Annotated in this window: 9 protein-coding genes; 4 read left to right on the top strand and 5 right to left on the bottom strand. The window is 51.2% G+C overall.

Going from position 1 to position 12,139, the window contains the following annotated elements; all coding sequences use genetic code 11:
* Positions 1-159 precede the first annotated feature (159 nt).
* The 3 genes from DSM117340_RS06345 (at position 160) to DSM117340_RS06335 (ending at position 1,944) form a co-directional block, all read left to right on the top strand.
* Positions 160-702, top strand: a complete 543-nt coding sequence (locus tag DSM117340_RS06345) for a flagellar basal body-associated FliL family protein (protein WP_354689979.1) — start codon at positions 160-162, stop codon at positions 700-702.
* Between the two features lie 325 nt (positions 703-1,027).
* Entirely contained in the window at positions 1,028-1,399 is a 372-nt protein-coding gene (locus DSM117340_RS06340) for a flagellar protein FliS (protein ID WP_354689978.1), read from the top strand.
* Positions 1,400-1,455: 56 nt separating this feature from the next.
* Positions 1,456-1,944 (top strand): hypothetical protein, encoded by a 489-nt coding sequence (locus tag DSM117340_RS06335; protein WP_354689977.1) that lies wholly within the window; start codon positions 1,456-1,458, stop codon positions 1,942-1,944.
* A gap of 806 nt (positions 1,945-2,750) precedes the next feature.
* On the opposite strand, the gene DSM117340_RS06330 is transcribed toward DSM117340_RS06335, so the two are convergent.
* Positions 2,751-3,554 (bottom strand): flagellar hook basal-body protein, encoded by an 804-nt coding sequence (locus tag DSM117340_RS06330; protein WP_354689976.1) that lies wholly within the window; start codon positions 3,552-3,554, stop codon positions 2,751-2,753.
* Positions 3,555-3,681: 127 nt separating this feature from the next.
* On the opposite strand from DSM117340_RS06330, the gene DSM117340_RS06325 reads away from it, so the two are divergent.
* The gene (locus tag DSM117340_RS06325; RefSeq protein ID WP_354689975.1) at positions 3,682-5,391 is read left to right on the top strand and encodes a chloride channel protein; all 1,710 of its coding nucleotides are present in this window, start codon (positions 3,682-3,684) and stop codon (positions 5,389-5,391) included.
* Here the strand turns inward: DSM117340_RS06325 and DSM117340_RS06320 are convergent.
* Genes DSM117340_RS06320 through DSM117340_RS06305 form a run of 4 tightly spaced genes read right to left on the bottom strand, consistent with a single transcriptional unit; the run spans position 5,388 to position 12,138 of the window.
* Positions 5,388-6,233: a transglycosylase SLT domain-containing protein gene (locus DSM117340_RS06320; RefSeq protein WP_354689974.1), complete on the bottom strand. Its 846-nt coding sequence runs from the start codon at positions 6,231-6,233 to the stop codon at positions 5,388-5,390. The two genes, DSM117340_RS06325 and DSM117340_RS06320, sit on opposite strands and share 4 nt — an antisense overlap.
* Positions 6,230-7,519 (bottom strand): flagellar hook-associated protein FlgL, encoded by a 1,290-nt coding sequence (gene flgL, locus DSM117340_RS06315; protein WP_354689973.1) that lies wholly within the window; start codon positions 7,517-7,519, stop codon positions 6,230-6,232. The genes DSM117340_RS06320 and flgL overlap by 4 nt, the downstream gene beginning before the upstream one ends.
* Positions 7,520-7,534: 15 nt before the next feature.
* Positions 7,535-11,785, bottom strand: coding sequence for a flagellar hook-associated protein FlgK (gene flgK, locus DSM117340_RS06310; RefSeq protein ID WP_354689972.1), 4,251 nt, complete (start codon positions 11,783-11,785; stop codon positions 7,535-7,537).
* A 2-nt stretch (positions 11,786-11,787) separates the two neighbouring features.
* A complete protein-coding gene (locus DSM117340_RS06305; protein ID WP_354689971.1) occupies positions 11,788-12,138 on the bottom strand; it encodes a rod-binding protein in 351 nt (116 codons plus the stop codon).
* Position 12,139: the final 1 nt, after the last annotated feature.

Here is a 12,139-nt window from a genome sequence, read left to right as displayed (position 1 = left end):
TATTTTTCAAAAATTACGCCTAAATCAAAGAGTCAGAAAACAGACAAGCAAATGACGACCATGAGACTTGAGGCTTCAAATAATTGACAGCTAATACTGACAGCCTCGGTTTAACAGTTTTAAAATCTGTGTCGTTCAGATGACATGGGAGGAGCGACGATGAAGAAAATGTTATTATCAGCCGCCCTCTATGGTGCGCCTGCGCTCATAACGCTTTTGGTATTTGCGGCGGGTCACAACACCATAAGCCCTCAATCTGACAGGCTTGATGCGCTCAACCCGCCAACCCCGCCCATAGAAATTGAAGCTCCGCCTGAAAATACCGATGCCTCAGCACAAGAGACAGATGAGGACGGGTTTGCTATAGCGACACCCGGGTATGAGTATTACCCATACCCCTCCACAATTATCGGGAACGTGCCAGGAAGTAATAAGCTGTTCAGCTTTGAAATTGCCGTTTCAATCTTTGAGTCCCCCCTCAATGCCAGCAGTATGATGACGACACTTGAAGAGCGCGAACCACAGCTGCGCCCTCTTATTCTCGCACAAGCGGCCGAGCTTAACGAAGAAGTCCTTCTGTCTCGGGAAGGCCGCCAATTGCTAAGCGAAAAGATAAAGACCACAATAAATGACTATCTGGAGCGTTGGGGCTATGAGCCGTTCATCCATAGCGTTGAACTCACCTCGTTTTTGATCACTTAATCTCAGCTCTGAGCAAGTTGGCATCAATCTTGCTCAAACACTCGTAGGAACAACCAACGAGGTAAGCTATGAATCTGTTTCTGAAATGGGTCGCGCAAACATCAAACCCCTCACAAGAGCCTGATATCGGGAATGTTCAGGTCGAGGTTTGTCATTTCGACGAAAGCGACCGCGAGAGTTCTAGGGTCTTCATACCGCTAAGCGAATATACAGAAAAAAGGACGGCTTACCCTCAAAACTAAATGCACCGATTTCACTCTCGAGGGCCTAAACAATCCGTCTGACGCACCGTTAATATGAATAACAACAGTGGCGGGAGAGAACAATGAACTACGCATTTGCAAGAAGCCAATACAACAGGTCGCGGCAGGCAGGGCTCTCGGGTATCTCCGACCCTCACGAGATGATCACTCTAACCCTTCAAGAGCTGTCACGGTGCCTCAAAAACCTACAGACGCCGGCGATCGAGGATGAGAAGAAAAAGAAATATTTCTCAAATGCCTTCACGGCTGTGTATATCTTGCAAACAAGCCTCGACTTCGAAAAGGGGGGCGAAATTGCTGAAAACTTATTCAAAGTATATGAGTATTGCCGCAACCAGCTCCAAAAAGCGCTGAAGTCAGACCCTGACGCAAAATTGGATACCTGTGAAAATGTTTTAAATGATATAATTGACGCGTGGGGCCAGATAAAATAACTCTAACCTCAAAACAAAGGCTGTGGATATATCCGCTAACACACTTGGAGGTTTGAGTGTCAATTTTCTGTCCCTCATGGGTATATTCGGCAACTTGTGCCCTCACAGCGCAACGCTATCTGGCTGAGTCCCTCGGGTTGGAAGCGTTTGCCTCAAAATATGCCTCCGTTTTAGCTGATCGTTATAGCGATATAAGTTATGAAATGGTTCTGGACACTTCGGAAAGCTACCTTCGGCAAATGATGGACGCTGGCGTCGAAGATGCTTCTGAGATTTTAGAAAGCTATGCGTATAATAGAATCACTTTTGACAAAAATGGGGCGCCCCGCAAAATTAAGGGCTTTTTCTCATCATCTCTTGACGGTTTAAAGACACCAGACGTCTCGGCTGAATCGGCTGCAAAAGAATTCAAACCATTCATTTATATGTATCGTACTAAACCAGAACTCGCCATGCCCGCCGGATGGACTTGGGGCGCGATCGACGATGGTGAATGGCTGAAAGAGATGCCGGAACTGGAGGTTTCTTTCCTGGACGGCATCTAGTGCTCTGGACGGCATCTAGAGAGTTACGTTAACACTGCGGTTATGACAGCAGATTAACAGCGGATCCAAACCGTGGCGCATCCAAGAACATATTGGAAATACGAGCAATTTTTGTTGCCGCCCCCGAGTGAGCAAAGGGCTGAGATAAGAGTGCCCTAGCCATTAATGCGTTCTCGGTGCTTTGGGCAGACGGCGCTTGGCTGGGGTGATAAATCTGAACTCTAGTGTGATTGGCCGAATATGTTGCCGACGCATCAAGCTGATCTAGCGCAGGCAAACCTTGACTTGTCTGTCGAAGCGTCGGAGCCCCGAAAGGTGGCCGAGCAGCTGGCCGAAGCGCGTCTGCCAAAGACGTTGATGCCATTGAGCCAGAACCAGGGATATGTGTTATATTGAGTGGAAGCAAAGCAGCACCGCACATTTAAGTTGCATCGATGCTACATAATATTTTATTTTAGGTCTAGATATAACATTTTTGACAGTGTCGCTGGTAATATCTGGGTGTCGCACAACATTGCCAAAGGTGGTCACCAATCTTGATCAAGACACCCTCTCCCAAAAAGAAAAGAAAACCACACATTTGCAGACAATGTATGATTATACGCTATTTCCTTTTTGCGGCGGCAATTGGGATATTGTCTATTCCCTTCGCGGAAGAAAAGTTCCAACCACTACAAAACCTTTCCGCTTGGCATTTCGTTGCACTCATTTGGGGCCTCGGAATATTAGGTTTCTTCTTTAAATTACTCGTGGACCGACCAGACGAATGAATATGCGGGGCCGAGCATGACTCAGCCCCAAATCATTCAACGCGTCAGCTTTTCGACCATGTCAGAATTAGCCTGCAAAACTCTCGCAGACCCGCTGAATTGTTGTTGTGCACGGATCATTACCGTCATTTCTTGGGTGATATCTACGTTTGATCCCTCCAAGGCACCGGTTTGAATTGTGCCAAAACCACTTTGCCCGCCAACGCCAAAAATAGGATCCCCCGACTGAGAAGATTGGGCAAATCGCGCGGAACCAACGTTTCGCAAACCGCCTTGGTTGGAGAAGTTCACAACAGCCAGCTGACCAGATTCCACAACCGTCTTGTTGCCGTAAGTCGCAGAAATTAAACCATCAGAACCAACTTCCAGCTGGCTCATGTTTTCTCCTTCGAGAGAAAACGGAATTTGGATTGTTTCTAAAGTGCTTCCTTCCTCACCACCAACAAGGCCGCGCACGAAAGATCCGTCTGCCGAGCGTAAGAAGCCCTCTTTATCTAACGAAAACTCACCATTCCGAGTAAAAAGCATGCCCTCAGAAGCTCCCCCGGTTTCGTCAGGGGGAGAAATGGCGAACAAGCCAGGGCCAACCAAAGCCATATTCAAAGCCCCAGCTCGAGTAACAACTGTTCCCTGACCGTCGTTGCGGCGCGTGTCCGAAATTGAGCTGCCAAAGCCCGTCGTGGTGCGGGCCACAGTATCAGGCGTGGCGGAGCCGTAGATATCAGCGAAAGATACGTCGCTCTTTTTGAAGCCCGTTGAGCCCGAGTTTGCGATGTTGTTGGAAACGACTGCAATTTCATGCATCGCGGTCGCCATGCCAGTTCTGATAATCCCGTACATATTCTTCCTCGCTCGGTTAAAGTCTAATGTGTTTTGCAGGAAGCGTGCCAAACTAATAATATAATAATCACTAGTGATATTATCATTTTATATATTAAGCTGACTAACTAAGGACGCAGGATATATTATGAACTATTCTCAAGCCATCAAGCACAACAAGATCGTATCAACCTATGCGAGTGCCAGTTTCGGCGCGGTGATCGGGGCCATTGTCGCCATGGCCGCCGCCGCATTTGTAAATAGTGTAAAATACTTTGCCGAGCTGCGCAAAACCTTCAGCGGTAACTTTCTAACACTTGAGGGGGTATCAATTGATCTCACCTTAACAGGTTTCATCACCGGAGCAGCGATCTTGATATTGCTGATAAGAAGGGTTTTTGACATCCCACGCTGGTATGGTCCAGCCGACACGATCTACGCCGCCCATCAAGATGTCGAGCCCTTAGATTTGCGCGCAGGACTTGCCTCAACACTTGTAGCTTTGATCTCCGCCTGTGGTGCGGCGTCGGTTGGGCAATATGGACCGTTGGTGCACTTTGGGGCCACCGCCGGAGCAGGACTGAAAAAGCTGTTCTTTGTGCCCATGAGCAGCAATGTTGTCATTGGATGCGGTGTTGCAGCGGCTATCTCAGCAGGCTTTAATGCCCCCATCGCTGGAATTATCTTCGCCCATGAAGCTGTACTGCGGCACTTTTCTCCAAAGGCGATGGCCCCAATCGCAACAAGCGCAATCGTAGCGGCTGCGATGGTCAATTATGTCTTCCAATTGCCGCACCCCCTCACGCTTCGCGGAGAAGCGCCCGCTTTGATCGAGGCGTTTCTGCCTATCATCTTGGCAAGCGTTATGTTCGGCTTCGTTGCCGTAATATTCATGATCAGCTTGCGAAAATTTGCCGTCATCAACAAAAACTGGGGGCTCAAACCCTATCAATCCTTAAGCATTGCCGTCTGTGCCGTGGTCATCATCGGCTCTTTCGTTCCAAACGCGTTGGGCCTTGGAACAGATGCCTTGGTGTCATTGCTCAACACGCCCCAAGACCTGAGCTTTATCGCAACTTTACTCTTGGCCAAGATTATTCTTACAAGCATTTGCTTGGGCTTTGGGTTTTTTGGTGGCGTTTTCTCGCCTGCCTTGCTGGTCGGCGCGGCATCAGGTGCCCTTCTAGCTAAAGCCTTTGAGCCGGTCGTGGCCAGCAGTTTGACATCGGCCCTCACCCTTGCGGGCATGGCTTCAGTGGCGGCTTGTGTCGTTGGCGCCCCGTTGGCAACAGTCTTTATCGTTTTGGAGCTGACCCTATCCTATGAATTCACCCTAATTACACTGCTGGCCGTCATAGTAAGCCAAGTGGTTTCCTCAAATATTTTTGGCCATTCGTTTTTTGATCGTCAACTTATGGACCGCGGGATTGATTTACGGTTTGGCCGCAACCAGCTCAGCCTCAATCAAACCACAGTGGGTGGTTACGCCACCGCTGATTACATTGCAGTCCCAACAGGGAGCACCGCAAAAGAGGTCATGACAAAACTGCGTGAAAAAGTACAAACAGAGGCATATTGTTTAACCGCTGACGGCGATTTTGTGGGTAAAATCACAATAAATCAATTGCTGGACGCTCCACCCGCAAAACCTGTATCCGCTTTTCTTGATCGCGCGCCCATAACACTCAATGAAACCCACTCGATGAATGAAGCAATCGAAATTGCGTCCTCATTTGTCGGAGAAAGCATCCCGGTTGTGTCAAAAACAACTGGCAAGATGCTGGGGGTGCTCACAGAGGCGGATCTCTTTGCCGCATATCTAAAGATACAAGACAACATTCGGGCAGTAGAGCGTTAAGGCACACCGACGGCAAGCGCCCGACGAAAGACCTCAACATTCTGCCACTTTGCGTGCAACACACCTCTTGTCTGTAAGCGGTCGGTCAGCGCTGTGCTGCCCTGCCACACAAAAAACTCCGTGCTCGGTGCGTCGGGGCCCAAAGCGTCAATAAGGCTCTGATAAGCTTCTGTAATCGCATCAATTTGTGAGACTGGTGGCAATAATGTGCCACTATTGTCTGCGCCAAGTCCAACAACAAGTCGCGATGCAGCCGTGCCAGAAAAACCAAAGAAACCAGCGCTGGCATAGAGCGCCTGAGCGGTTGTTGCTGCTTCAGGCGGCTGTTTCTGCAACAAACGGTGGGCCGTCTGAAACCCCTTATAATAGCGAACTCCGCGCGCCTCATCTGGCGAGTGGTAGTGTTTCACCGCTTCAACCCAAGAACCATGACGCTCATAAAGCTCTGTCAGATAGGCGGCCGCATATTTTACGTTTTTCACAGGGTCGATCATCTCTTCGAGCGAACCAAAGGTATGGCCGTGCCAATAGTGATTGATCTGCATACAGCCAACGTCAATGTTGGTGCGCCCTTTTACCGTGGCTGTCCTGAGATAAGCCAAGGCTTCAGCCTTGCTCTCAAAATAGAGTCCCTTGCCAGAGTGGTTTAACGTCCAGGGCCAAGCGCGGCGTTTGCCGTCGCGCTGGCGGCCCGACTCAATCCGCGAAATGGCGGGAAGATAACCATCAGGAAGTTGAGCCAAACGCCCCACTTCGGCAGCCATCGCCTCGCAATCAGGCTCAGAGGCCTGCGCAGCGAATGTGAAAGCGCACGAGACTATGACAGAAAGCCAGAATTTCATCGGATCAGATCAAACAGGCTTTGTTGCCCGACTTTGGCAAAGACTTGCCGTAAAGCATCACGGTTGACCAATAGGCTTTGTAATTCAGTCACGACAGCCGTCAGATCGGCATCTTCTATGCCGGATAGAGTTTCCGTAATCATCATCTCTTGCCGTGCGAGCATATCAGACTGAATTTCGGCTGTAGCGGCAAAGGCGCCCACTTGCGCGCGGGCCGAGGCCATGTGCAAGATCACGCTGTCTAAACCTGCCACAGATGTTTTGAGCGCGTTGTCTTGATCAACCAACACCACAGGCTCCCCAAGAACAGTGTCACCCACGATTTGTTGCACGGTGATCTGGCGGCTTGGCACTGACTCTGCGCCATCAATATCATCGGCCTGAAACCCAGATATTGTAAACGCCTCGCCGTCGCTGCTTTTCAATCTGATGGTATTTCCATCCTCTGAAACTTGGGCGCTTACGCCCGTAGCGGAAGTTTGTGCATTGATGGCTTCAATCATGGGACGCATCGTCCCCGATACCATCGTCACTGTGATATCGGCCGCACCAAGACTCCCCTCAAGGCGCAGAGTTTGGGGCCGTGGTGAACGGCCAATTTCAAAACTAAGCCTTGCGCCGTCGGGGGACAGCACTTTCACACTGGTTTCGCGATCGGCCATCACCTTCAGCGATGTTTCAAACTCTGCAACAATATCAAAAACCGACTTTGGCCCCTGCTCTGTTTGAATTCGCATGAAGCTTGCAGCGCCATCAAGCCCTGTCGCCAGGCTCAGCGATTGCGAGACAGGTAGACTGTGCATTCCGGTGTCACCGAGGTAGCTGACCTGGCCATCCAAACTCATGGAAAACGGGGCAGTATTCGTCATATAGCCGCCAAAAAGCGCTTGCCCCTGCGCATCTTTGGTGTTGGCCAAACCAACCAAAAAGGCCTTATACTGTGTCACTTCTTTGCGAATTGATAGCCGATCCACATCATTAAGGGTGTCATTTGAAGCCTGAATAGAAAGCTCTTTCAAGCGCGTCATAACGGTTTGCACCTGGCCCAATGCAACGTCGGTTTCGCTCAAACGTGTGTCAATCCGGTTCATATTGCCGCGAAACCGCGCCAACCCAGCCTCAAGCTCTTTGGCGGCCGAAAGCTTGGCGGTTGCAACAGGGTCTGTTGAGGGTTTTATAGGCTTCTTCCCCGAGGCAACCTGCTCTTGCAGGCCACTCAATTGCTCTGACAGGCGGCCAAGATTGGCGATTGTCTGTTCATTGAACATCTTGGTGCTAATCGTCATGTTAACGGCCTTTCATCAAATCGAATTCATAAGAGTGTCCAGCAACTCTTTGGCTGTGCTCAAGACCCGTGCGAGCGCTTGATAGGCTTGCTGCTGCTCCAAAAGCCTGGCGGCCTCGGTATCAAGATTGACCCCAGAAAACTCTGACTCTAATTCGCGCGCAGCATCTCTCACAGCTTCAGCAGACTCCGCAGCAATGGTCCCCGCTTTCACTTTCGCGCCCATGTCAGTGATCAGCGCACTAAAGCTTGTGGCAAACCCGCCCTGCCCCGTTTGTTTGTTAAGAGACTGCAAAGCCAGGATCTGAGAAATATTGCGCCCATCACCCGCACCTCGGGTATTTGCAGCAATTGTAAAGCTATCACCCGTGGCCACATCGCCATTGAGCAACAAATCTAGGCCCGCCACATTTATCCGGCCGGTTTCGTCAACATAGCGTGTCGCAATGGAATGCCCGCTAATGGTGTCAATGATTTCCAAGCGTCCACTCAAGGCATCGCTCACTAGAACTTCCAGTGGACGGTTCAGGCCAGTTTGAACAGGCTGATCTGCCTCTTCAAACTGTGCCGACAAGCGACGAGCGCCATCTCCTGTTAGAATAACAATGAGTTCCTCAGCTGGTAGGTTTTCAAGCGACAGATGCTCCGAAATGAGGCTGTCAGCAGTGCCAGTGACATCAACCGCCGTAGAATCTGCCGTGCTCAAGCGCAAGCCTGCTTCTGTCACCAAAATTTGGTTGGGGGTTGTTGTGAGGCCAAGCGTCCGCGCGCCGTCGCTGGCAATAATTCTGAAGCTCTCAAGGGTATCCGCACCAGAGCGTGTGATTTGGAATTGATAGCTGCCATCCTCACCCACAACAATGTCAGCTAACGTATTGCTAGGCAACGCCACGTCGCTTGTCACCGAAACGGCGCCAGAGCTGTCTTCTGTGACGCTCACTTCAAAATATGCGTTTGCAATTTCAAGCGTCAGAGTCACAGGCGTTTCGCTTAATTTATCGGCGGCAAAAGCCCGACCTGTCATAACTTCCTGACGCGCACTTTCAGATAGGCCAAACGCAGCCATTGAGGCTTCACTGGCGCTTGAAGATACGCTGAGCATCTGCCCGGTTTCCATGCCGCGATGAGCACTCACAACCAGCTCTAGGTTCTCGTTGAAGCCTGCACTCAAACGACCCGCCTCAGGCCCGCTGACAAGAATTTCGCCATCATCCATCGTCAGAATGTAATCTTGCGTTCCCAAGCTGAGTGTAATGCTAGCCCCTGTTTGCGGCAATGTGCTGGAGTCAGAAAAACCGGCGCCAGTTAAGGTTGGCACAGGCGTCATTCCTCGCAATTGGGCAGCCATGGCTGTAGCAACAGCCCCGCTTGAAAACTCTGAAAAATCTTTGGCCTCTACAACAGCCTCAAGGCGGGCCGCTGATCCATCCGTCTCCAAGCTGACGCTGAAGTTCAACGCCGCAGCGCTCGCCAAACTGCCATCTGGACGGGCCTCGTTGCCATCAATCCCCTCGGTGGTTTGAAAACTCAGCTCTTGCCAACTGCCCGCTTGATCCACCACACGGGTGATCAAGCCGCCTTCAAAGCTATCAGCAAGGCTGGATTTGGTTCCGCCAGTGCCCGTCAGCGAAAAGTTTGCACTCGCCGTGAGCGTGACTTCGCCACCAAAACGCGCAAAACTCGCAGCATCATCCCCAAGTGAAACAGAGGTGTCCAACCGTGGGTGGCCCGCCTTGCCAACAGGCATAGCCTTTAGAGCCTCACCGCTTGTTGAGATATTTCCTAAAACAATGTCTGCGCCCGTATTGTTCAGCAATACGAATTTGTCCCTTGAGGATGAAACATACGCTGTTACGCCTGTTTCATGTGTTTGTGCATTGATCAACACAGCTAAGTCAGACACATCACCGTCACTCACGTAGCCCTCAATATCAATGGCTTGAGTGTTGTCTCCCGTCAGAGAAAATCGCACGATACCATCTGGAATCTCGCTGAGCTCGACACGGGTTTGAGCCGTTGCCGTAACGCCAAGATCTCCGCGTAATGCGTTGATTTCAGAAGCGATGTAATCGGCCATCACGCCTTGTGGTATTTCAATTTCAGCGGCGGCATCGCTGCTCACTGACAAAAATAGGGTTTGAGCTGGGGTTTGCACGCTGAGCGGCATAACACTGTCGGTCACGACTGGCGGAACGAACCCCTCACCAGAAAACCGCAGGCTTTGCGTGCCAACAGGGGTTTTCCGGCTCACACTCATGTTTTGCAAGCCGCCCTCAGCGACACCATTCAGATAATCTGCCCGGTATTCCGCCGTCTCCAAAAAGCCATTGGCCGGCGTAAGATATTGCATCACATCAGCATCACTCAAAGGCGTGCCTGCAATCTGGCGTCCCTCACGGGTAAACACCTGAATCTGGGAGCCAGTATCATTGCCCAGCGAGACGCTTCCCGTGATTTTCGCATCGGCTTGGAGAGAGGCTGCCGTTAAGGACGCCTGCGCACTGGCCAACGAAAGCAAGCCACTTTCCCCGGCTGCAAACACACCCAAATCAGCCAAGCTTAATCCCGCGCCTGTTGTGATGGTGCCGGCGTTCAGCATCTGTGCCAAATTGGCCATATCAATATCAGCTTCTGAGACAATGCGTTCCTTAAACGCGGTTGTTTCAAAGCTGTGCTCGGTGCCATCAAGTGTGAGCGTCAGCTCAGTTAGGCTGGTTTGCTGCTCATCAGAGAGACTAAACGTGACGTTGTCCTGGGTTTTGAGTGAGAAGAGCTCCAGACTTCTCACGGAAGCAGGGATGACCCCAGCAAAGCCATCAGAGCGCAGACGTGTCGCGGCGGCAACGCCGTCATCATTGGGCAGAGACACCATCAAACTTTCAAACCCCGACGCCACATAAGGAGTAAAGGCCTGCGCTGTTAGGGTTGCCGAGCCTTGGTTGTCTAGGCCCTCGCTGGTCAAAAGCTGCCCGGCGGCCGCAAACTCTTCTGGGCGCGTCAAAAGAAACGCCATATTCTCCGCTTTACCACGCGATACTGAAAAAAACAGCGTGTCTCCATCAGCCGCCTGCCCGCTTATGCTGACATCAAGCCCTTGATATACAAATCCGTTTTTGCCTGTCGCCACAACGGTACCATCGGCTTGTGCACCACTCCAAAGCGCGCGCGATTTATCATAGACAATCTCAAGTTCAATATCGGCTTCAGGCAGCTCACCAACAGCGCTCACATAGGAAGTGATCGCACCCAAATTTGTCGCAGAAGGGGTGAGCGTATAGCTATCGAGACTATACAAATCTTTGCCCGCATCGCCATCAAGTGTGATACCGCCTTGATGCACCGAGTTCAAATCTCTGCTGACCTTGCGCGCCAAGGCGTCCAGATCACGGGTGGTCTGACTGACCGCTTCATAAGCGGCAATCAATCCGGCCAAGCCGCCAGATGTTAGCTGTTGAGTCTGGGTTTGCGCCCCCCCCATTCCAGCATACACATTGATCTGACCATCGCTCACAGTCACGGACAACTGGCCAGCCGCCTTACTCTCGACCAAAATAGGGCCGCTGCCCGTTGCGCCAAGCGTAAGCCGCGCATCACCGCGCACGTTGTAATCGGCTGACAACCCCACATAATCAGCAATTGCCGAAATAGACTTGTCCCTTTGATCCAGCAGCGCGTTTGATGCCTTGCCACTGCCCCCCGCAGAAATAAGCTGTGCCTGAATATCGGCGAGGCCTGATAATTCAGTGTTGAGCGCTTCGACATTGTTGCGGACTTCGCTCTCGATAGCGGTCTGAAAGCTTTGCAAAGAGCGCGCAAGTGACTGGAACGCAGAGGCCAATGAGCGGCCCTGCTCTAAAGCAACAACCCGACCTGCTGTGTCACCGGGGGCTCGAGCAATTGAACTGATGCCATCAAAAAACTCATTGATTGAAAATGTAAGATCATAATCTTCGGGCAGCAGTACTGTTTCAAGCGTATCAAGCGCGCCTTTGTATGAATCGGCCCTGGCAAAATCAGAGGCCGTATCTCGAGCGCGCCCAACAATGAAACTATCAAATGCCCTACTGATGTCGGACACCCGAACGCCCAGCCCCGCCTGATCTGAAACACTTAAAATGTTGCCTTGGGTGGCGGATATTTCCTCCATCGAGGCTTCGCGGCGGCGATATCCCTCAGTGTTAAGGTTCGCTATATTCTGCCCCGTGACACTCAGCGCCTTACGGTAGGCCTGAATGCCGCTGCTGCCAATGTCAAAAAGCCCAGCCATGTTTATTTGACCTCTTTGGGCAAGCCGCGCCCAAGTTGTTCAACCATTGCGTCAGCGATCCCCAAGTTTAACCCACCTGAGCTTGCACGCGCCATTTCAACATCAAGCATACCTTGAAATGTTTTGCCTGCTTCCGAGGAAAACATACCCTCAGCCAATTCGCCTGCGCGCCCTTGTTTTAAGAATTCAGCCAAGAAGGCAGCCTCAAATTCCTTGGCAACTCCTTGCAATTGCTCACGTTGACTCTTGCTTGTGTCGACAGTTGTTCTGTTCCAAGCCGCCGAACTGCCAGTTGAACTGCGCAGCTGCATCAGTGCAGCCGGCTTCATGAAGTTGTTCAGAGAGTCACCCATA

Source organism: Lentibacter algarum, assembly GCF_040580765.1.
In the GTDB taxonomy this organism is placed as follows: domain Bacteria; phylum Pseudomonadota; class Alphaproteobacteria; order Rhodobacterales; family Rhodobacteraceae; genus Lentibacter; species Lentibacter algarum.
The sequence above is the reverse complement of the archived record's forward strand: the minus strand, read 5'-3'. Positions and strand labels throughout refer to the sequence as shown.